This window comes from Methylomarinum sp. Ch1-1 (assembly GCF_030717995.2).
Taxonomy (GTDB): Bacteria; Pseudomonadota; Gammaproteobacteria; order Methylococcales; family Methylomonadaceae; genus Methylomarinum; species Methylomarinum roseum.
Window position 1 is genome coordinate 173689 of the sequence record NZ_CP157744.1, and the last position, 20676, is coordinate 194364.

The 20676-nt window shown below is 42.8% G+C and carries 19 protein-coding genes; 6 read left to right on the forward strand and 13 right to left on the reverse strand.

Annotated features, from left to right (window positions below):
* Positions 1 to 18: 18 nt before the first annotated feature.
* The 3 genes from Q9L42_RS21065 to Q9L42_RS21075 are packed head-to-tail and all read right to left on the reverse strand — an operon-like array spanning position 19 to position 1930.
* Positions 19 to 501 carry a lytic transglycosylase domain-containing protein gene (locus Q9L42_RS21065; RefSeq protein ID WP_349432843.1) on the reverse strand — a complete coding sequence of 161 codons (483 nt, stop codon included), beginning with the start codon at positions 499 to 501 and terminating at the stop codon, positions 19 to 21.
* A 13-nt stretch (positions 502 to 514) separates the two neighbouring features.
* A complete protein-coding gene (locus tag Q9L42_RS21070; protein WP_305910396.1) occupies positions 515 to 1408 on the reverse strand; it encodes a hypothetical protein in 894 nt (297 codons plus the stop codon).
* An 18-nt stretch (positions 1409 to 1426) separates the two neighbouring features.
* The gene (locus Q9L42_RS21075; RefSeq protein ID WP_305910397.1) at positions 1427 to 1930 is read right to left on the reverse strand and encodes a hypothetical protein; all 504 of its coding nucleotides are present in this window, start codon (positions 1928 to 1930) and stop codon (positions 1427 to 1429) included.
* A 70-nt stretch (positions 1931 to 2000) separates the two neighbouring features.
* Here Q9L42_RS21075 and Q9L42_RS21080 point away from each other — a divergent pair, with 70 nt between their 5' ends.
* From Q9L42_RS21080 to Q9L42_RS21090, 3 genes are all read left to right on the forward strand, one after another.
* Positions 2001 to 2486 carry a hypothetical protein gene (locus tag Q9L42_RS21080; protein ID WP_305910398.1) on the forward strand — a complete coding sequence of 162 codons (486 nt, stop codon included), beginning with the start codon at positions 2001 to 2003 and terminating at the stop codon, positions 2484 to 2486.
* A gap of 2 nt (positions 2487 to 2488) precedes the next feature.
* Positions 2489 to 2917: a hypothetical protein gene (locus Q9L42_RS21085; RefSeq protein ID WP_305910399.1), complete on the forward strand. Its 429-nt coding sequence runs from the start codon at positions 2489 to 2491 to the stop codon at positions 2915 to 2917.
* A gap of 104 nt (positions 2918 to 3021) precedes the next feature.
* Positions 3022 to 4173: an RNA-guided endonuclease InsQ/TnpB family protein gene (locus Q9L42_RS21090; RefSeq protein WP_305910400.1), complete on the forward strand. Its 1152-nt coding sequence runs from the start codon at positions 3022 to 3024 to the stop codon at positions 4171 to 4173.
* Positions 4174 to 4350: 177 nt separating this feature from the next.
* On the opposite strand, the gene Q9L42_RS21095 is transcribed toward Q9L42_RS21090, so the two are convergent.
* Positions 4351 to 4629 carry a hypothetical protein gene (locus Q9L42_RS21095; RefSeq protein ID WP_305910401.1) on the reverse strand — a complete coding sequence of 93 codons (279 nt, stop codon included), beginning with the start codon at positions 4627 to 4629 and terminating at the stop codon, positions 4351 to 4353.
* 106 nt (positions 4630 to 4735) lie between these two features.
* On the opposite strand from Q9L42_RS21095, the gene Q9L42_RS21100 reads away from it, so the two are divergent.
* Positions 4736 to 5209: a hypothetical protein gene (locus tag Q9L42_RS21100; RefSeq protein WP_305910402.1), complete on the forward strand. Its 474-nt coding sequence runs from the start codon at positions 4736 to 4738 to the stop codon at positions 5207 to 5209.
* 3 nt (positions 5210 to 5212) lie between these two features.
* Here Q9L42_RS21100 and Q9L42_RS21105 read toward each other — a convergent pair whose 3' ends face one another.
* The 3 genes from Q9L42_RS21105 to Q9L42_RS21115 form a co-directional block, all read right to left on the reverse strand.
* A complete protein-coding gene (locus tag Q9L42_RS21105) occupies positions 5213 to 7747 on the reverse strand; it encodes a type IV secretory system conjugative DNA transfer family protein (protein WP_349432844.1) in 2535 nt (844 codons plus the stop codon).
* Positions 7748 to 7773: 26 nt separating this feature from the next.
* Positions 7774 to 8958 (reverse strand): type IVB secretion system coupling complex protein DotM/IcmP, encoded by a 1185-nt coding sequence (gene icmP, locus Q9L42_RS21110; RefSeq protein ID WP_349432845.1) that lies wholly within the window; start codon positions 8956 to 8958, stop codon positions 7774 to 7776.
* Between the two features lie 166 nt (positions 8959 to 9124).
* Entirely contained in the window at positions 9125 to 9532 is a 408-nt protein-coding gene (locus Q9L42_RS21115) for a hypothetical protein (RefSeq protein ID WP_349432846.1), read from the reverse strand.
* Positions 9533 to 9538: 6 nt separating this feature from the next.
* On the opposite strand from Q9L42_RS21115, the gene Q9L42_RS21120 reads away from it, so the two are divergent.
* Positions 9539 to 10681, forward strand: a complete 1143-nt coding sequence (locus tag Q9L42_RS21120; protein ID WP_349432847.1) for an RNA-guided endonuclease TnpB family protein — start codon at positions 9539 to 9541, stop codon at positions 10679 to 10681.
* 76 nt (positions 10682 to 10757) lie between these two features.
* Here Q9L42_RS21120 and Q9L42_RS21125 read toward each other — a convergent pair whose 3' ends face one another.
* Together Q9L42_RS21125 and Q9L42_RS21130 are read right to left on the reverse strand one after the other, a co-directional pair.
* On the reverse strand, positions 10758 to 11402 hold the full coding sequence (locus tag Q9L42_RS21125) for a Fic family protein (protein WP_349432873.1): 645 nt from the start codon (positions 11400 to 11402) through the stop codon (positions 10758 to 10760).
* Positions 11399 to 12574, reverse strand: coding sequence for a hypothetical protein (locus Q9L42_RS21130; RefSeq protein ID WP_305910409.1), 1176 nt, complete (start codon positions 12572 to 12574; stop codon positions 11399 to 11401). The genes Q9L42_RS21125 and Q9L42_RS21130 overlap by 4 nt, the downstream gene beginning before the upstream one ends.
* A gap of 196 nt (positions 12575 to 12770) precedes the next feature.
* Between Q9L42_RS21130 and Q9L42_RS21135 the strand changes: the two genes are divergently transcribed.
* Entirely contained in the window at positions 12771 to 13388 is a 618-nt protein-coding gene (locus tag Q9L42_RS21135; RefSeq protein ID WP_305910410.1) for a hypothetical protein, read from the forward strand.
* Positions 13389 to 13585: 197 nt separating this feature from the next.
* On the opposite strand, the gene Q9L42_RS21140 is transcribed toward Q9L42_RS21135, so the two are convergent.
* From Q9L42_RS21140 to Q9L42_RS21155, 4 genes are all read right to left on the reverse strand, one after another.
* Positions 13586 to 14281 carry an EAL domain-containing protein gene (locus tag Q9L42_RS21140; protein WP_349432848.1) on the reverse strand — a complete coding sequence of 232 codons (696 nt, stop codon included), beginning with the start codon at positions 14279 to 14281 and terminating at the stop codon, positions 13586 to 13588.
* 21 nt (positions 14282 to 14302) lie between these two features.
* Positions 14303 to 14752, reverse strand: coding sequence for a hypothetical protein (locus Q9L42_RS21145; RefSeq protein WP_305910412.1), 450 nt, complete (start codon positions 14750 to 14752; stop codon positions 14303 to 14305).
* A gap of 11 nt (positions 14753 to 14763) precedes the next feature.
* Complete coding sequence (locus tag Q9L42_RS21150; RefSeq protein ID WP_305910413.1) at positions 14764 to 14982, reverse strand: hypothetical protein; 219 nt, start codon at positions 14980 to 14982, stop codon at positions 14764 to 14766.
* An 83-nt stretch (positions 14983 to 15065) separates the two neighbouring features.
* Positions 15066 to 20630, reverse strand: a complete 5565-nt coding sequence (locus Q9L42_RS21155) for an SNF2-related protein (RefSeq protein WP_349432849.1) — start codon at positions 20628 to 20630, stop codon at positions 15066 to 15068.
* Positions 20631 to 20676: the final 46 nt, after the last annotated feature.

The window sequence follows — 20676 nt, forward strand, 5'->3', positions numbered from 1 at the left end:
GTTGACGGCTGAGCTTGATTACCTGGACGCTTTTCCCGCAAGCTTTATCAAATAGCGATTAGCTCTAGCCACAATACGATGCAGACTTGTCATTGACCGCATCTTCTTTACCACATTTCGGATGTATCGATCTCGATATTTCGGGGTTTTTGAATGATATCTTCCGACCGCCTTCCAAATATTTTTATTCGCATCGACATATTGACGATGAAAGATAGCGCCGGCCGCATATACATTAAGACAGCCGTTCCAAAGCAAATCCTTTTCTGTGATGCCGTGTAGCTTTAATTGCTTTAGCCACACGGTATTGATTTGCATTGGGCCATAGTCATATGTCCCATTTTTATTTCGACTAGCCTTACCTACCTGGCCTGACTCTTGGGCCATTATCGCAGCCAAAGCTGCTATCGGAATTCTGTAAGTCTTTGCTACTTGCTGCACACACTCCACCGTCACTGGCGTTGCGATTACATAATTAGAATCAGGGGGGGTATCCAACATCTGTGCCTTTAAATTAATTGAGTGTGTGCTGCTCGTCGGTATTTTGCTGCATGTTTAGCTCTGGATAGACAATGTCTAAATTTCGCTGAATATGGTGATGAGCCGCCTCAAAAAGAAAACCGTTTTCTACCTCCATTGAGGTTTTGTGGTGTTCAGTTCTTTGTTCTTTCGACATGGATTTGATATCGCTCAATTGTTTATTAACTTCTGAAAACAAAGCGCTTGCATAAACACGGCCAATTGTCTTCATGAAGCCTAAACGAAATTTCAGAGCGTCATCCTCACCAAACGAGTCACATGCATATATCTTCATGGCCTTATCAACATCCTCTTTAATGGACTCCCTGATTAAGAGAATAAACTCATCCAATGATTTATTGCCCAACCACATTTCTCTAGATTTTTCAGTGAATGGGCGTATCACATCAAAAGTTGCGGTACACCGATCCATAACGATTCCCCACTGCAGGGCTTCATCTGTCGCTCTCGGCGCGCCAGAAAAAACGTTCTCAGGCGTTGGCTCGATGGTGTCAATATAGCTAATCAACATATTACTCAATGTCTTGGTATCTAAATTTTTGTAGCCATTTTTCCAGCCTTCCGCAACAATTTCAGCTGCTCGCTCTCCCAGCAAACCAAAGTAATAGCCATTTTGATTTAAATTAAAATGCTCGAGCACCTGTTGAGTAATATCACGCGTTTTTTCCAGCATGGTAGAAATGGAATCAGACAAATACTGGTCACTGGCGTCCATCCCAGGCCCTTCAAATAGAGCGGATGTAATTGGCAAGGTCATTTTTGCCATATTAATTTTAATCTTTATGTTTTTTGCTAATTGCTGCTCTGCAATATAGGGATCCATATATCCCTCAGGAATTTCAGACTCGTTTAACATCGTTTTTTTCATTATCGTCTCCCATCTAACTTATTGAATGCTAGGATCCATCGACAGATCTTCGTGCGATTCTTCGAGCAATTGATAAAGCAAAGGACTGACTGTTTTATCAGCAAGCTTGCTTAGCTCCAAATGATCTAAGCCGTTTTGAAGGCATTGCTTGTACAGCAAATCAACAACGTCGTGAATTGCCAAGCTAATTAACGCAATATTGATATCACTGTCTGGCGCATCTTGAACCAGCACGACATCCATTAATGATTCGTCTTCGGATGCCGGTTTAACCGAAAACCCATTGATCATGCCCAAAACTGGATTATCGAATGGAGGATGCTCATCAATATTTGGTAGCAGAGTGTCCGAACTCTCAATATGACGAAGCATTGCCGAATAAATAATTGGCAGAAAACCCATTGGATCAGCTGCCTCATCCGATGTAATCTCATTGCCGACCAGCTTTAATGGCACGCTAAAACTTGATAACGACTTATTAGTCAGTTCTGAAAGCAAATTTATTCCAGACATGAATTGCATTTAACCACCACCGATTCTTATTTTTAATTAGTATATGATACAATATCTTTTAATTTTGTTTAATGTTTCAATGAAAAATAACACTCAGTTGCGCAATGCTCTGACTGCATATAACTATTTGCTTCACCATTGCTTGCATGGCAATTGCCGTGTTGAGCGCCAGGGCGATCTCCTTTGTTTTATGCTTGACGGAACTTTATCGGTTCACTCGTTTGCTTTAATGACGCATGAAAATCAAGTAATCCTGTTAGCCCGAAATGTTCCGGAGCTAAAATGGTTTAGTCAATTTCCTTGGGAGTGCGTGTCCGCCAATAAAGCAATGAACAGTATTGAACTTTGCTTTTCTCAGGACGCAGGACATATTGCGACGTCTATTCAGGGTTCTGAAGCTCAACTTGAGACACCCTCGTTTATCCTGTCGATTCCCTGCTGTCTCCCGCTTATAGATATCCTTAATCGTGTTTCCACAATCAAACTTGGTGAATTTAGCGTTGAACAGAGCAAAACTTCTGTAACTCTTTCCGGCGCACCCCAAGTCAAGATCGAAAGAGGTTAACAATGGGTCTTAACATAAATTTTCAGAACAGCAATGATGCTCAAACTTTTCAATTTGAGCCTGAATTGATAAATGCGCCACTGCTTTCTTTAAATGGCACTTCGATTGAAGACTGGCCAGACAAGCTATACAGCCAATTCAGGCAGCAATCGCAATATGCTTCAATGATCTCAGAAGCCGAAAATTTGATGCAAGAGCATCACGCGTTAATTGATGCCGGAAAAGCTATATTGGATTTCCATGATCAGCTTGAAGCAATCAGTCGAGGCCTGGATATCGGCCTATTCATGTTGAATGGTAATGACGACAGTGCACTGAAGTTTCTTTTTAAAACTTATCAGGCATTTATTGCTCCAGGTCTAAAACTTGCGCGATCGGAAAATATCAGTGATTCATTTCATCAAAATCGAGCGAGAAACCCGGTTCTTTAGGGCCGGGAGGGATAGCGCAAGATTGAATTGTCTCACCAAAAAACATAATGATGTTGTAGGGGGTTGCTATTAACAGTTTTATTATTTTCTATTAAACTCATAATATGACAGTGAAACGCGCGTATAAATATCGATTTTACCCTGATGCTGAACAAGAAGTTTTGTTGACTAAAACGTTTGGTTGCGTGCGCTTTGTCTATAATGCCATCCTTCGGTACCGAATGGATGTTTACCAGCAAGACCAGGTTAAAATCAATTATTCTGGCGCCAGTGCAAAATTAACCGAACTGAAAGTGACGCCGGACCTGTCGTTTCTCAAAGAAGTCTCCAGCGTACCGTTGCAACAATGTCTTCGACATCAGCAAAGGGCGTTTACGAATTTTTTCGAAGGCCGAGCAAAATACCCGGTGTTTAAATCGAGAAAACACAAGCAATCTGCAGAATTTACTTATCGAGCATTTACTTACAAGAACGGCCAGCTGACTTTGGCCAAATGCAAGAGCCCGTTGGACATCCGCTGGAGTCGGAAGCTGCCTTGCGCGCCATCAACCATTACCGTGTCCAAGGATCGGGCTGGCCGCTATTTCGTTTCCTGCCTGTGTGAATTCGAACCGTTGTTACTGCCGGTAACCGATAAGAAAGTTGGCATCGATGTCGGCATTAAAGACCTGTTTGTGTCCTCGGACGAATTTCGATCCGGGAATCCTCGCCATACCGCGAAATACGAAGTGAAACTGGCAATCCTTCAGCGTCGCTTAGCGAAAAAGACGTTAGGCGGCCGAAACCGGGCAAAAGCAAAGCGCAAGGTCGCCCGCCTTCATGCAAAGATCGCCGATTGTAGACAGGATCATTTGCACAAGCTGTCACGCAAACTCATTAACGAGAACCAAGTGGTTTGCGCGGAAAACCTTGCAGTAAAAAACCTGATCAAACATCCCACGCTCGCCAAATCGATTGCCGACGCCAGCTGGGGCGAACTGACGCGCCAGATCGAATATAAAGCGAATTGGGCTGGCAGAGTCTATGTTGAAATTGATCGGTTTTTTCCGTCCACCAAACGCTGTCATTGCTGCGGTTTAGTTACCCAATCCATGCCGCTGAACGTTCGGTCCTGGGAGTGCCCGCAATGCGGGACGAATCACGATCGCGACCTGAATGCAGCGAAAAACGTTTTAGCCGCCGGGCTGGCGGTGTTAGCCTTTGGAGAGAATGTAAGTGATGACGATATTCCGATATCACCATCCGATTCTCGATGAATTAGGAATCCCCTTCCTTTAGGTGGGGGAGGAAGTCAAGTTGGTCAGGAAAGCGACGAATCATTGAGTGATAGCGCCTCGCCGTCCTTTTAGCTTCCAAGCGACTTATTTTCCCAGCACCCGGAATTGGCTGCAGCCAATTCCGGGTGCTGCCTAGCACTTAACTGGATGCAGTATTCACCGCGGTGAAAACAGCTCTTCTTCACTTCGAGTATTTTCACTGCTCAACTGCTGCTTAAAACTTTTAATCCGGGCCTTAGCCTCAGTTAAGGCATTAATATGAGCGTCGATAGCATCTTCTGAAACAAAGTATTCCGTAGGATTATCTGTACTCCCTTGGACTAAATAAAGATGGATTTTTGGAAGATTATTCACTGTTCGCGATGACTGTTCAAAATCTAGCTGACAGCCATTGCTATGGGGGATTATGATACTTTCGTCGTTAAATTTCTTCATCAAAATACTTACTCGAAATGATTTGTTGTGATTTAATATATTAATGATACCACAGTTTATTTTTAAATAACATTTCGCTGGTCAACGATCAAACCGAGCTGTGAATTTGAACGATAAAATTTTATCTCTTACAACCGCCCTCAATCCTAATCAAGAGCTCAAAGATTATATGGATTGGTTATTTATCGGCATGTCAGAAAGCGATATTGCGATCCGACTTAGTGTCGCTATTCACGTCAAAAATCGAGGCGGCAGCTTGTCTGAGATTAGTGAGGCAATGAGTTATTCAATTGACTACCTTAAAAACCTTACTGGACGCCAAAAACTGACTGCGGATCAAGCGTTATCACCAAAATCTGGAGAGGATATTTATTTTGATAATGATCTGGATTATTTTTCCAGGTCAACTACTCAAAAGATGCCGCGTAATGGAAAACAAAAGCCTAGCCGCGAAGAATCACCTTCTTATACGCCGGTGAGCCAACCATCAGAGGCTTATCAATCCAAACCAATACAACGCACACCCGAAAACATTTCGGCCTCAAAAACAGCGCTTTCTCAAGCTAGAGCGCTTTTATAGCGCCTATTTACTGCGTTTCTTAATGTTGTCTAATAATGTCGATACCGCAGTAGTTAATTCCTCTTTGTTAACAGAGCTATCCTTACTTGGTTTTGGAGGCTTCGGATAACGCATGTCTTTCTGAATGCTATCAGCAAGCTTCGTCGCCTTTATCTTGGCTTGATCTTCAGAAATGCCTGCTTTTACATTCAACCGAGTCATATCTTGCTCAAACTCAGAGTCGATAATATCCGCTCCCATCCATTGAGATGATTGTTTTAAAGTTTCAGCCGGCGTCAACACTTTTTCTTTCTCGCTCGCCCCATTTACATCTCGTAATTTAGCCGAATTCATTACCAGGTTTTTTGCCTGATTTTCTAAACCATCTTCTATGCCTGGTATATCATTTTCCATGCTTTTATTTGCCCGAGCTGACCTCTCAAGATCTGCAATAGCTTGATCAAAATCTTCCTCGCTCACATTATCAGTGCTTTCCTCATCAAGGCCTCCGTCAATTGATTCATGAGAAAATGTATCGGGTGAAACAGGAATTGAATTTTCCATTTCTTCAACATCCTTATCGATAACATCAATCCATTGCATAAAAGCAATTATCGCCTGCTCCATGGGATTGTATTGGCCTGGACTGTTAAAAACACTGGCTATCGCCTCAATTTGATCGGTAGTCTCTAACTCACTCCTTTCAATATCGGTTTTATGCTGAGCAATCGTCTCCCCTTTTTCGATTAACCGATCAGTCAATTCTTTAAGAGACCCAAATTTGAGATCGATTTCTTTCGGGTCTGGCAAAAACACCTGAACCATTTGATTGATACGAATTTGCCCGTCTTTTGGCAAAGGAGGATTAGCATAAAAAACCGACCCTCTTACAACATCACCATTAAAAAACGCGTGAAATTCACCTTCAATTTGCTCCTGAAGATCTCGCAGATTGATCCTGGCACGCTCTGTAGCTCGCGCCGTCATGTCGTCATTGTAATTAATTGGCGCAAATGATTCTTTATTAATTGCCGAACCACCAGACTCCATTACCATGACATCCCCGGATAATTTATTAAACAATTCCCAAGTTTCACCAGCTGACTCCATTTTAAGGGCAAATTTATATTTACTATTCTCCACGATTTGTTGTGCGCCTTCAGCGTCGGCTTTTGATATCCCTGCATAATCTTGAGAAGCCAAAATAGCTGCGATACCCAGCCCGCGCCCCTGAGTTAACACTTCAACATATCCCGGCGTGGGGATAGCTGCGTATTCATCAGTTACTGATAGGAAAGGAGCTGGAGCATCCGTCGGCAAGGAATACAAAACATCTTCAAAGGTCCCTTCTTGTCCTGAGCCTAAACCAATGCTGATCGCATTTTTAATAGATGACAAAGATATAACACCAAGGTTTTTCAGCTCTTCTGGTGCTAGCGCTAATGCCGGCAATAAGGTTACCAAAATACGTCGGTTCTGCACGACATCATACATATCAACCTCACCCATGGATGAACCATATATATGGGAATACGTATCAGTCATATTGTTTAGAGCAAGACCAAAATATGAGCGTGCGTAACCATGTTGCTCATTCAACGATCGCGGCTGTTTATCAAGAGGCTTTCCGTCTACATAGCCAACAGATGATAAAAACGCCTTCAGAGAGGTTTTGGCCATTTCAGAAATGTCGGCCTGCAGCAATTCAAAGTTTTTTTCAAGAGTGATGTATTCACGGATGACACCAGGTGATAGCTGCAGCTCCCCCTTATCTCTCAATTCAACAAGGCCATACATCATAGCACGCATTAAGGATTGGGCATTTTGAGAAAAAATAGCATTGCTACCTTCTGATTTAGGAATCAGTGATACAAACATATTCGCCAATGCCTCGGCGTTTCCGTAAGTCAGAGGATTAACCGTGTTTGTCGTGCGTATTGGCATCACCCCGCCCGGCAAACCAGACTTACCCCGTGTCAAATAGTTTATAGTGCGAAAATCATCATCGCGTCCAGCAATTCGAGTTAACACATAGATTTGAGCTTGCAGCTTTGGTGCCGCTTTGGGATCAATATAAAAAAAACCGGATCCCATGGCGATAGCATTAAACGCCAATGACACTAAAAACTCTGTCTTACCTGAGCCTGTAGTTCCGAATGCCAAAATATGGGTCAATACATCACTGGAGCGCCCCCATAATTCATTTTTAGTTCCATGCTCGTTTCCAAATAGAAAAACCCCTTTGGCCTTATCGTATCCTCCGCCTGGCTTACGAGCGCCCCAATCTGTACCTTGATATGTTGACGGCATTCTGAAGGGAAGATGATCATTTTTTGTTGCGCTTACTCTCGCTAAATATGCGGTAATACCTATAATTAAAACAAAGTTGGTCAACACAGGAAAAATAAATGCTGTCCCAGACAACATGATCATTATTATGGCAAAAAATAATCGGCTAGCAATTATTTCGAATACACGAGTTAATAGCGGTCGTATATCTCTTATTTGCGTTTTTCGATCAACTTCGTGGTTCGGGTCGAGTCCCCTAAATGTTTTCATAGTTTTTTCTTATAAATGCTACAACATTATTTGATCGGTAAGAAACCTGAGTTTCTTATACTTTTTTCCAAGCTAGAGACGCCGAATTCAATCTGCGGCTCGTGTAACGACATTCTGGCCATATCTTCAATCTTATAATGAGACCATGCTCCAAGGCCTTCAGCCCAGGCAGTTGAACCACCGTCCTGATTTAATGCATACCACAATTCACGATCAGTTGGTCTGAGCCAAATAAATTGGGAGCATGCCAAGACACCTTTTTTTCGGGCGGCAGAAAGAAGCGCCATCAGCCAAGTTTTCACATAAGAAGAGTGATTTTTTATTGCATATTGGACGCTCTCATTATCAATATACTTGGAGATCATTTCCTTTGATCCACTGTCATCGATAATCAGCGCCTCATCGCTTGACCTTGGCTCCACGAATGACAATGACGCCTGATCAAGTAATTTTTGCCCCTTATCTTTTTGTCCCGCAATAAACGCCATAAATGCAGCAGCCAAAATTCGTTCATGAATTGCCAAGTCATCGACACCGGCAAAAGATCGACCTAATTGTTTAATTAGCAGCCATTTTGATTCTTCCGAATCCAAAGAAAGTAACTGATTTTTTTTAGGAGATAACAATGGAGACTTTATATTGGCGAGACCTGTAGATGAATCAATGATGAGCGATTTATCAACGGGTTTCTTATGCTCATCTAGTAAAAGATTATTTTCAGCCACCCATTGTAGCGGCGTTCGAGCTACCTTCCATGGTCCACTATCGAGAGGCTCGTCTAGTAAATCACGATTGGCTACCGGCGCCATACATGGAAATTCATGCACGTTATTTATCATCAAAGACTTCATGCTAAACACGCGTCTATAATTTTCGGAAACGCCATGCCGATAATAAGAGTGCCAAAGTAAACCCAGTAAGACAGCGATTACAGGGTATCGAGTGTATGTTCCCGTTAACCTAAATAACGCAATGACCTGATTAAGATCGTATTTTCCTGGATTACCCCACTCTAATTTTTTTAGAACTAAGGATGCATCCGATGCGCCAAATAGCGCGAAAAATTGAAGCTGATATTTATTGATTGCCAATAAATAGGTGTTAAATTCAGCTCGGTGTGCATCATAATACATATTGGCAACAAGAAGGAGGACTGCGATTATTATGCAGACCCACATCAAGTCATCCATACCGCCTTTATTGTCATTCATAAAAATAATTTAACATATATAGATAACAACATTTTATTACAAATAAATCATTTGTTTAATATGTTGAAAGCAAATTATTTAAGACCACAGGCCTTTTGGGGGGAATTTTAAATTTATAACCTGGCGATATTTGACATCCTCCCCTCCCTAAAGGAAGGGGAGGATGTCAACTGAGTCTAATTCCGCTACCTTCGTCTTGATCGGGTGTGGTTTCTGGCATGCCAAATTCCTCCTGAACAATACGGAGTACCGATACCCCTATATCATCCTCTTCCAGCAATGGAAAACTTTTGCGTAACTTGTTTGAAATCTCACCATGGTTATCCCTGATTGACCGAACAATCCGATCGATCACCGTATCCGGTCCCTCGATAACTTCCTTGATTCTAGCTCGCGCGGACCGAATACTACGCAAATAACCGGCCTCCTTCCTCATTGAAGATAAGCACGGATGCTTATCGACCCGCCGGCGACGTTGCGTGTTCTGGTTAAAATCTTTCAAATAGACCGATTTTGAACCCAGAGCACTCAAGCCATGGCGCCAATTTAATTCGCATAAACACTTAATCTGCATGCGTTAATGTGGTTTAATGATTATATGATACAACAGAAAGCGTATAAATTCCGATTTTACCCGACTCGTGATCAAATCGAGCAGTTGAATCGTGAGTTTGGCCATGCGCGCTTTGTGTGGAATCATGCCCTGGGACTGCGGAGCAAAGCCTATCGTCGCCGGGGTGAATCGATCAATTATGTCGGCCTGTCCAAACATTTCACTCACCTGAAAAAGCAAACGGCTTTCGCCTGGTTAAAGGATGCGACCGCCTCCTGCCTGACGCAAAAATTGATTGATTTGGACAAAGCCTTTAAAGGTTTTTTTCAAGGTCAAGCCGATTATCCCCGGTTCAAGAAAAAACAGCACCGGCAAGCTGTGCGCTACCAGCTGGACCAGCGCATTGTGGCGTCCAACTATCGGGCCGGGGAGTTTTTGAAGCTGCCCAAGTTGGGCGCCTTGGCGATTAAATGGAGTCAGGTACCGGCCGGCACCCCGAAAATGGTTACGGTGACAAAGACGGCGGCCGGCCGTTATTTTGTTACCTTCATGTGCGAAGTCGAGATCCAACCGTTGGAAAAAACCAATCGGGCGGTGGGGATCGATGTCGGCATTAAGGATGTGGCGGTGACCAGCGACGGGTTTTTCGCCGGCGCGCCGAAGTACAGCTACCGCCATCATCGCAAGCTAAAGCGAGCCCAGCGGACGTTGGCCCGCATGCAAAAAGGCTCTAACCATTGGCGCCGGCAACGGCTCAAGGTGGCGAGACTGCATGAAAAAATCGCCAATAGTCGCCAGGACTTTTTACACAAACTGACCACATGGCTGATTCGGCGCTATGACATTTTGTGCCTGGAGGATCTGAATGTGGCCGGGATGCTGAAAAACCGCCGGCTGGCCCGGGCCATCGCCGATGTCGGCTTGCACAAACTAAAAACGTACCTTGAGTACAAGGCGCAATGGTATGGGAGAGAGATCCGAATTATCGATCGCTGGTTTCCCTCGACAAAAACCTGTTCCGCGTGCGGAAAGCAGCATGCCATGCCATTGCACAAACGGGTTATGAAATGTGATTGCGGCCTCGAAATGGATCGAGACCAGAATGCTGCCATCAACATTTTGACGGCTGGGTTAGCCGGATGTGGAGCGACATACCCACAGGCAGCTTAACCGAACGGTTCCTGCCTGGTCGCGACGAAGCATGCAGACACTTAAGTGAGAGCCTGAGTGGGTTGAATGGATCAATCTACTCAGGCGTTAAGTGTTTATTCCAATCAAGATTAATGGTTTGATCAATGATGCCGGCCAGGTATTCGGTGTGCTCAGTTAGATCGGGATAACGCCAGGTTGCACAAGCATCCTCGCAAGCATCAAAGTGAAAATTGTAATCTATGCGATCATCGCCGGTCACTTCCTCGGCAAATCGATGACAATCCTGATAGCGACGCATCAAGGGTTTTGAGAATACCTCTAAAACCTGATCGTAGGCCCGTCGGTTGTGGGATGAACTAATAATGGTGGCGGATACCGGCAAGATAAATGGATCTGGCACGACATCATCACGACGCAGAGTGTCGTTAATCAAAAATCGCGAGATCAGGCCGTTTCCATCTGCCATAGGATGAATGTAGACAAAACCAAAAGATAATACAGTAGCTCGAACAATCGAGGACTTGCCTCGTGTTCGATCAGCAAAAGCCGACAATCCGGACAGCATGGACTCAACGTCATCCCAGTGAGGCGCAACGTAATGAACCATTGTCATTGCATAAGGATCATTCTCACCAACGAATACCAGTGACTGCCTGATTCCGTAATTGGTTGCTCGACTACCTAAGATTTCACTTTGAAGCTCTGTGATGGATTCTTCATCGCTAAGCCCCTGTTCTATCCAGTATGCCCTAGCCTTGTCGACGCACTCTTCTGTGTACTCTCTTCTTCCAGGTTCTCTTTATGTTTTTTGAGAGCGGATTTTTTGTACTCTCGGTTACTCCAGCCTTGTTGAACTAGATCCTCGAGATTGCGATAGCCTCTAGCCATTGCTTCGGCCTCAACAATGTCGATAATTTCATCAAAACCCTTTAGGCCATCTTTAACCAACATATCATAAGCCATCTTGAACCATCTCTTCATAATAGTACCGGTATCACGTCCGTCAACCCAAGTTTTAGGCGCGGCTTTACCGACACCAAAAAAACAACTTGCCACATCGTGACGAAGTGATTGACCAAAGCGCTGACGATACGGACCCTTCATAAGTTCAAAGACTTGTTCATAAGTCGGATAAGCTGGGCAGGGATTCATTTCTGGGAAGCTATTAATACCTCTCGCCAGCAATGCCAATGTGGTCTGAACAGGCATTTTGGCCCGCTCTCCCCGCACATGCCATGATTGAAACGAAGCCCCCAGGACCCAAACGATATCCAGCTGAGAAAAATTTAGGAATTCCCGAGTCCTTTGAATAAAGGATCCATCCACCGGATTACCGCCATAAGGCACCTCTACCCGACCGGTTTTTTCAAATTGTTCTTTGATAGGCAGTAAGTAATTCCTATTTTGCCATCCTTTTTTACACAATTCTTCAAAGTCTTTGTAGCCGCGCTGCATAGCCTCTTTTTGAACAATGTCGATGATAGCGTTGTAGCCAGCCATTTCTTTTTGTTGGATCATGTTATGCATAAACAAGAACCAGCGCGACATTAACGGACTATTTTCATGTCCTACCGACCAGCTATGACCCGCCCATTTTCCTACGCCACAGATAGTACCCATTTTGGTATGCGCCAACTTTTTGTTTCCGTTGATCATTTTATGGTACGGATTCATGAGCTGATATACCTCGTCATAATCTGGATAGTGAGGCAAAGGGGCGCGTGTTGGATCATTTAGAAATCCACGAACTAAAAAGGCAAGCGGTGTTTGCACAGGCAATACAGAATCCTCACCTGTCACTCGCCAACTATGCATTGAGGCGCCTAGCATCCAGGTGCAATCAAGTTGGCCGATTGCCATAAACTCTTTAAGTTTTTGGATGTCAGCACCACATATTGGATTATGGGCCATTACTACACCTCTGCAAAAAAATAATCTGTATAAAAGAAAAATTGGCTTTTAATTGAGTGGCTTACAGCCAAATAAATTTATGTGCTATAGGATATATAAAAATTATAAATAATTCAATAAAATTTGGTAATCTTCTTATGTTAGATTACAATATTTGCTGTTGACTAATTATGGATTTTTTTAACGAGAGGCTTTTATGGCTAATATTGCTATTACCACTTATGACATCATTAAAGACGCCTCAGTAAAGCAAGTCAGTGAGCTTTTTTCACTTCCGCTTCCCGACGGAAGAGAGCCGCCTAAAGGGCTTTTGACGTGCCTATACGGCACCAGAGATACCATTGCCTCATTGCAAAACGGACACATTTTGGCGCGAAAAATGGGCGGCAATTTGTTCCGCACAGATATGCTTATTGACGTAGGCGAAAGCTCCTTTGCTCGCCATAAATTAGAGGATGCGGCTAACTTAATCTTTTTAAACACATCCCGAATGAATAACGCTCTTGAAGAGAAAGTATTGCAGCTATTGGGATTGCCAGCAGAAAAAGATTTGAGTGACTACATCAATCAAGATGTATCAATTATCAATAAAATTTTTGATTTGGATTTATTTGAAAATTTGACGGCCGTTATTTGGCCTGCCAAGTGGAAAGACAGCAAAAAATTACAAATGGCGGCCGTCAAGGATCTTTCTAAAATCAAACTCAATAAGAACTTTACTGCTCGTCATAATAAAGATGAGCCTGACGAATACGTTATAGACCTATTCAAAATTCATACTGAACTTAATGCGGAAATCCATAAAACCACTTAAGGAGCGCCTCTCTTTGCCATGAATATGTTACCGGCGGGGTTAGCCAAATTTGGAGCGATGTCCTCCGCGGCCGGCTTTACCGCGCTATTCCGCCGGATCGCAATAAAGCATGCCGCCGCCTAAGAGAGAGCTGGATGTGATTGAAAGGTTCGCACGAACCTATTGTGTTAAGCGGCTATTCTAATAGGTTAAAAGCATCAGCTTTTTTGTGTCAAGTCCCATAAATACCCCTGACCAAGCTTGGCCCCCAAGGACATTGCGAGTTTAAGGTCTTCCTCATTTTCAACCCACTCGATTACCACCTGAGATAGTCCGATGTACATCTGAACATGGCGCATTAGAACATCCCTGATGCGTTTGTCTTTTCGTGCTCGATGAAATATTCCTCCGTCTATTTTTACAAAATCAGGAGCTAGCATAGAAAATCGACGCAATCCGTCGTCACCTGACCCCATATCGTCAAAGGCGATTTGAAAACCATGCAAATCGCGCAATTGTTCTAAGTTTCTAACCGCTTCCAATATTTCGTGTTTTAGATAATGGGTTCTTAAATACGTATCCCGATGCTCTGTCCATTCAATGACAATAGGCATCCCTTTCATTTTTGCAGAACTCTCAATGACTTCTGAGTCCAACAAATGCTTGGTATCATAATTAATTGAAATCCATTCAAGGTCGTTCTGCTTTAAAAAGACTTCAATATAACCAGGCACCTTGTCATACCAATCTCGCCATTCTTTAGCGCTACTTGGAAATCTTCGGGCGCGACAAAGCAATTCAGCCCCAATTTGCTTTCCTGTTCGCATATCAACAATGGGCTCCAAGACAGGAGCAAATAATTCGGATTGCACAACTTTCATTGCTTCAAAGACCTTTTTTTGATGGTCCTGCAAAAATCATTAGTCAAAGGATATTTACATCATTGCGTGATACACAGGCTCTTCACTAGATAAGTCACCGCTCAACCGATATTCATCCTCAAGAAAGCCAATATTTTTGCCGTCACTGGCCAACGCCAATTTCGACATTTTTTTAGCGGTAGTTTGCAACACTTGAGGATCATTGCTCTCGACCATCCTCTTAAAAAATTCTGGAGTCAAGCCGATTTCAGTCGCTGTAATCGATCCTTCAAGCAAAAGCTTCGTATTTATGAATGTGCAACATTCAGATAATTTAAGCTTGCCATTATCACCGTTCGATAACCATATCGCGGCTGATTCCCTATGCTTTTCGCTGCTTGCATTAGCCAAGTCATTCACCGCTTGTGAAATCATTGCGCAGCTGATCCTGGATAAAGAATGCAGCAATCTTTTATTAGCAAAGATTACATCATAAATATCATTAAATTCGTTTGCATCTTTCATGGTCAACACACTCAATTCACTTGTTCATCGTTGCTTCTAAGCCTTCTCAGGTAATCCGCTTCCATTTCTGCGACTTCTTCTTTGCTGCAGCGCATAATTTCTGCGATCTCTTCATTGGAGAGGCTTTTGACATATTTGTTGTGATAAAAAACCTCAAAGCGCGTACTCGGAGTATCAAGTACTCGGTTGACGTTAGAGGCTATTTCTTCGGCGGTCAAAATTTCAGTCATGCCTATTCCTTTCTGTTAGTGATACACAAGTCGATACCTCCTTATGCAATTATTTATGATAAATAAATATAATACCACATATTTTAATTCATAGTTAAAGCTTCTTCGTTTGGAGAATCATTTTCCTGGATTTTTCGATCTACTTCTTTTTTCCTTGCTAATGCGGCCTCAAGCTCTCCTTGATTATCAAAAGGGACTTCGGCTTGCCTTTCCAAAAGATTCAGCTCTTCGATTTGATCAGAAATCTGTTTAATTAGATATTTTTGCTTAGTTTCTTTGGCAATCAACAAGTCTTCAATTTCAGCTGCTCGCGAACAAATAATTGAATTTTCGCCTTCTCCAATTATCCAGCGAGCCTGAGTTTTATTTTTCTTTATATCAAAAATGACCTTTACCGGTATATTTGCAAAGCAAATATGATCAAGCTCTTGCAATTTCTGAGACTCTGCAATTTTTTTCAAAATTGGCAGCATCTTAGCCCTTTCCCCATAAAATTCAGAATCAAAGCCATACTGACTCATATCAATGCTCCATGAGTCGCGATAATGATCCTGGTTAAGCTTGCTAGCATCTAACGGGTTAATGGCGTTATACTTGCTTAGGTCGCTTTGCATCCTGACTATACAATCCTTAGTGTAAGAAATATTATTGTTAATTGAGTAACGCTGGTTTCTCCATGACCGATATAAGGATTCATATTTTGAAACTTCTTGCTCTGCTTCGATTTTCTCTTTAATTAACGGATCATTAGTTGTAATTGCAACCGTCTCGGCATAGGTTGGATCGATTTCTAAATCCAGTTTTCTAACACTTGGATCACCTTTCATTACTTTTGAAAAGCTTTCCTCTTTAGCTTTTAAAGTTGTCCAGATAAACAAATCAAAGCTTCCCTCTGTTGTGTAGATATATCGGCTTACCCCTGTATCTACAAAGATATTGCCATGCCTAATCATTCTGCCACCGCGCTGGACAATATCACTTGGTCGCCACGGTGCATCCAGGTCATGCATAGCACAAATACGATCTTGAACATTCGTTCCTTCACCCATTTTAAACGTTGACCCAATTAAGACTCGAACCGCTCCGCTACGTACTCCTTCAAAAAGCTTCGCTCTGGCCGCATCATTACCGGCGTCATGCACATAGGCAATTTCTTTTTCCGGAATACCTTGGCTAATCAGCTTAGTCTTGATGTCGTCATACAATACAAATTCTTTTCCGGCGCCAGGTGTTCCCATATCACAAAACACCAACTGAGCACCTTTTCTGTCTTGGGATTTTTCATATTCTGTTGCTATGTTGCGAGTCATTATTGAGACTTTAGTGCCCTCATCATCCTCAAACATTGAGTCCAATAACCGGGCATCGAGCGACATTTTGCGACCATCTGATATGATTTTTAGCAAATTATCCTCGTCGGCTCGAACCGATCTTGACCGAATCTTTTCCACTCGCTCCGACAGATCGCTCATAACCTCTTGTTGAATCGGCGTCATCTCGGCGACTACATTAATTGTTGTGGATTTAGGCAGATTTAGTTCGCCTACATCCGCGGCAAAAACCACATCCATTTTCTCCAGCAACATTGACATTAACTCAGGTAGATTACATAGACTGTATCGAGTTCTGAGTCGGTATTTGCCGCTAGGATCAGGTTCGTATTGCTTTTTAGGCTCAAGAAACATTGACCATGCCCCGATTGTTTCCAGGCCGGCTTCAGCCAAACGATCAGGTTGCAGATAACGTTGCAAATTGAATAATTCGAAGACTGTATTTGAAATCGGCGTGCCAGTTGCAAACAATAAGCCGCTAGCACCTCCTCGCTTTTCATATAACCATTTTGTTTTAGTATATAAATCAAATGCGCGAGCTGATCCTGTTATGCCTGCAGAGATTTCTGAGCTTGACGAGGTGTTTACCATTAAATTTTTAAAAGCATGGCTCTCATCAACACCTATAAAATCGATACCCAGCTCATTCATATCAATACCGGTATCTTTGTAATCAGGACGTGATATGGTTTTGAGCTTGGCTTCCATAGATTTAATTTTGGATTGAATCTGTTTTAACGAATAACGCGCACCTCCGCTTTCTTTGATGGCTTCCAACTCCCCCTTGTACTCAAACAATTCATCTTCTATCACGGCTTTTTCAAAATCCTTGCCGACACTCAACTTTTCGAACATCGAATGAGTGATAATAACGATATCCCAACTATTGTTTGCCGCTTTCCCCATAAAAGAGGCCCGATTTTTTTGTGAAAAATCATTTTGACCAACCACTAAGAGTTTAGCTGTCGGATACAGCTGCCTTGACTCTCGCTCTATCTGCTCCAGCATGTGATTTTTTACAACCAAAATCGGCTTGTTTGTTTTTCCCAATCGATTCATTTCCATGCAAATAGCAATCATGCAAAAAGTTTTGCCACACCCTACTTCATGCGCTAGCAAGATATTGCCATCCATTATGGCTCGCCAGATAGCATTTTTTTGATGAGGGCGCAGTTGAATGGCTGCGCTCATCCCCGGGAAAGTTAGATGCGAACCATCATAATTCGGAGGAATATATGAATTAAACCTTTCGTTGTATATCGTTACTAATTCTTGGGTGATTTCTGGATCATCCCACAGAAAATGCTTAAAGGCCTCTCTAATCGCGTCCGCTTTTTCATTGGCCGCAATGGATGCATCGATATTTAGCACGCGTTGTTTATTACCATTAACGTCAACCGTGTCATAAACATCAACCTTTTCGTGATTAAATACACGGTTCACCAAATCATGCGCATCTCTACGATCTGTCCCAAACTCAAAATTTTTGATATCACTTGGAATATCATGTTTATCCACATCAAAAATCCACCGACCGTCTAATTTTCGAAAATGGACCTGTGGCCCATCACTATGAATATTTTTAAGCTTAAATCTTTTTGCCAAAAATGACTCGATGACGTGTGCAGGAATCCAGCTATCACCCGCTTTTATTTCGATATCGGAAGGCTGTAGATCCTTTGGCATGACCTTTTTAAGAGCTTGAATATTATGCTGAAACCCGCCATCGAGTTCTTCGATCGCGAGTGCTTCGCCCAGTTTTTTTCGAACATTGCCTGACAAATATTCTGCAGCAGTGACCAATTCATTTTTGACCGGGTCATAGAAACACAATCCTTCATCAATCAAATACGTCTTCATTGACGCCACTGAATGGGTTTTCAGTGTTTTTCCACTTTGATGAAAAACATTAAAGAGATCCACCATATAAGGCAGGACGGGCTTACCAAATTTGGCAAGGCTTAATAACAGAGCATCAGATTCCGTTTCCGCGAAGTCCGGAAATGCCTGGCCGGCAATAACCTTTTGGTAGAAAACATCTGCTTTGGTGGCAACATCTTTTTCATCGTCATAGTTTTCAAGCGCAAATACACGACCCGCCTCTGGATCTTGAACAAAGAGACGACGATTCGCTGGACTATTAATCGGTCCTAATCTATTAACAAACGTATCATAGACCTGATTAAGCAAAGCTCTTGCTTCTTCATTAATTGCATCATTATCGGGGTCGTCTATCTGCGTCTGAAAAACCTTGTCCATTTCGTTTCGTATAGCGATCATGCCAAGCAAGCGTTGTTTCCGTTTTCCAGTGATATCATATTGCTTGAGAGACAAGAAATTTTCACCTTGCTCATTCTCCGACTCGCCAATGACCTCGTAGACATCGCCGTCCTTTTCAATAAAGGAACCTATGTGGCGATGACCAAAATCATGGATGATCTCCTGCACTAACGGCTGACCACCTTCCTTAATCGGCATGGAATAATCGATTAAGGGGCTTTCTTTCTGTACCGCCATTTTTAAGTCGAAAGGAATATTTGTCTGAGTAATGGCGCCGGCTATTAACTCAGATAATGACTTTTCATTTTCAACCGCCAGTAGATAGCGCCCTCTTTCCCCGCGCTTAACCACTTCTTTGCCCAATATATGAGTCGGATTATCAAGGAAATAGCGATTTACTGAGAATACTTCCTCATCCTGATAATATTTTTGCTCGTTCAGAAATGTTTTATTTTCGGCCTTCACCCATTCTGGCAGCTCACCAACCTTCGGCGCGCTCTCACGTCCGACAAAAAATAGAATATCTGTGGTTACTTCAACACCAGCTTGTGCTTTTTGAGCGTGGTCGGGTAATCGAATAGCGCCGGCAAGTACCGCTTTTTCATGCATAAGCATTCTTGCTTTGCTATTGATTTTATTAAGCGTGTGTGAAGAAGTAATAAATACGCCTATTCCGCCAGGCTTTAGGGCATTAAGAGATTTCACAATAAAGTAATCGTGAATTGGCATATTTTGAGCCTGGTAATCAGGGTCATATACCGAGTAATCGCCAAAAGGCACGTTTGTCACTACCAAATCGAACTGATTATTGGGTATAGCAATCTCTTCGTAACCTTTAATAAAAATCTTTGCATCTGGGTAAAGCTCTTTAGCAATACGACCGGTAATACCATCCTTTTCAACCGCGGTGATAAGACTATTTCTAACCAGATTATTTGGCATCAAACCAATAAAATTTCCTGATCCACAAGCAGGCTCTAGTATTTTGCCGCCTGAGAATCCCGCCTCTTCAATGACCCGCCAAATTTCTCGAATTACTTCAGGCGAGGTAAAGTGTGCGTTATTTATACTGGATTCAGCTTGCTCATACTCTTTTGAATCGAGCAATTCTCTTAATAATTGACGACCGTTTTTTACCCACTCAGGGTCATTAAAGCTGTTATAAGTTTGAAAAGCGGTCGCCAATCCTCCCCAACCGTTGTAACGCGCTAAAAGACTTTTTTGCTCAGTTGTTGCAGGATTGCTTGATTCAGTAATCTGCTTAAGGATTCGAATAGCTTCCATGTTTTCCTGGAAGCGTTGCGCCGGGGAAAACCCTCCAGCGCGATCAATTTCATCGGAAATGAAGAAGTGACGGGGGTTTTTATCAACTATCTCAGAGTCATCGATTCTTCTCTCGCTTCCTCCATTGCCTCCAGATCCTCCCTCTCGTTCTCCGGTGCCAGGAAAATCAGGGCTTGCAGCACTTGCTCCTCTGCGATTTTGAGGCTCATATTCATGACTTGCGTGTTCTTCATATAGTCCGAGTTCTGCGCCTGCATCTCCGTCGCTATCTGAGCGGGAAGCCCCGAATCCAGCAACCTTGATATTTCTGATATCACCTGATTTTCTACTTCCAGAAGTCTCTCCTGAAGCCTCCCCGACTCCTTCAGATCCTGATATAGCGTCGGCAGATACTTCTTCCAATGGCTCATTGCCATTTGGCCGTACCTGCCCAGTTTGGTCTTTTGCTGATTGACTACGCGGTATTTTGTCATTGCTGTCATGCCTTATGTCTTTTGAATGAATTATGATCGGTTCAGCGTACACTAACTGTTTAAGCTGATCAGCCAGCTCCCAGGTCATCGGAGCAAGCCACCTGCCTTCCGGATCTTTCTCGAACCCAAGCTCTTTTAATTGAGTTACCGCCTCATTAAAAACACGACTGTCTTGATGAGTTTCGGCCAAAAAATAATTGGCGCCATTCCCATCCAATTCTATTTTTAATGAAAAATAATCTCCAAATTTTAACCACGAAATTTCTTGCATTGATTGCATAAATACGGTTCTGATAAGTAACTAAAAAAAGCCCCGGAAGTTCCGG

Excerpts from the sequence above, each read along its gene's own strand:
- Q9L42_RS21065 (WP_349432843.1), bottom strand. The coding sequence starts at position 501 with ATGTTGGATACCCCCCCTGATTCTAATTATGTAATCGCAACGCCAGTG.
- Q9L42_RS21070 (WP_305910396.1), bottom strand. The coding sequence starts at position 1,408 with ATGAAAAAAACGATGTTAAACGAGTCTGAAATTCCTGAGGGATATATG.
- Q9L42_RS21075 (WP_305910397.1), bottom strand. The coding sequence starts at position 1,930 with ATGCAATTCATGTCTGGAATAAATTTGCTTTCAGAACTGACTAATAAG.
- Q9L42_RS21080 (WP_305910398.1), top strand. The coding sequence starts at position 2,001 with ATGAAAAATAACACTCAGTTGCGCAATGCTCTGACTGCATATAACTAT.
- Q9L42_RS21085 (WP_305910399.1), top strand. The coding sequence starts at position 2,489 with ATGGGTCTTAACATAAATTTTCAGAACAGCAATGATGCTCAAACTTTT.
- Q9L42_RS21090 (WP_305910400.1), top strand. The coding sequence starts at position 3,022 with ATGACAGTGAAACGCGCGTATAAATATCGATTTTACCCTGATGCTGAA.
- Q9L42_RS21095 (WP_305910401.1), bottom strand. The coding sequence starts at position 4,629 with ATGAAGAAATTTAACGACGAAAGTATCATAATCCCCCATAGCAATGGC.
- Q9L42_RS21105 (WP_349432844.1), bottom strand. The coding sequence starts at position 7,747 with ATGAAAACATTTAGGGGACTCGACCCGAACCACGAAGTTGATCGAAAA.
- icmP (WP_349432845.1), bottom strand. The coding sequence starts at position 8,958 with ATGAATGACAATAAAGGCGGTATGGATGACTTGATGTGGGTCTGCATA.
- Q9L42_RS21115 (WP_349432846.1), bottom strand. The coding sequence starts at position 9,532 with ATGCAGATTAAGTGTTTATGCGAATTAAATTGGCGCCATGGCTTGAGT.
- Q9L42_RS21120 (WP_349432847.1), top strand. The coding sequence starts at position 9,539 with ATGTGGTTTAATGATTATATGATACAACAGAAAGCGTATAAATTCCGA.
- Q9L42_RS21130 (WP_305910409.1), bottom strand. The coding sequence starts at position 12,574 with ATGGCCCATAATCCAATATGTGGTGCTGACATCCAAAAACTTAAAGAG.
- Q9L42_RS21135 (WP_305910410.1), top strand. The coding sequence starts at position 12,771 with ATGGCTAATATTGCTATTACCACTTATGACATCATTAAAGACGCCTCA.
- Q9L42_RS21145 (WP_305910412.1), bottom strand. The coding sequence starts at position 14,752 with ATGAAAGATGCAAACGAATTTAATGATATTTATGATGTAATCTTTGCT.
- Q9L42_RS21150 (WP_305910413.1), bottom strand. The coding sequence starts at position 14,982 with ATGACTGAAATTTTGACCGCCGAAGAAATAGCCTCTAACGTCAACCGA.
- Q9L42_RS21155 (WP_349432849.1), bottom strand. The coding sequence starts at position 20,630 with ATGCAATCAATGCAAGAAATTTCGTGGTTAAAATTTGGAGATTATTTT.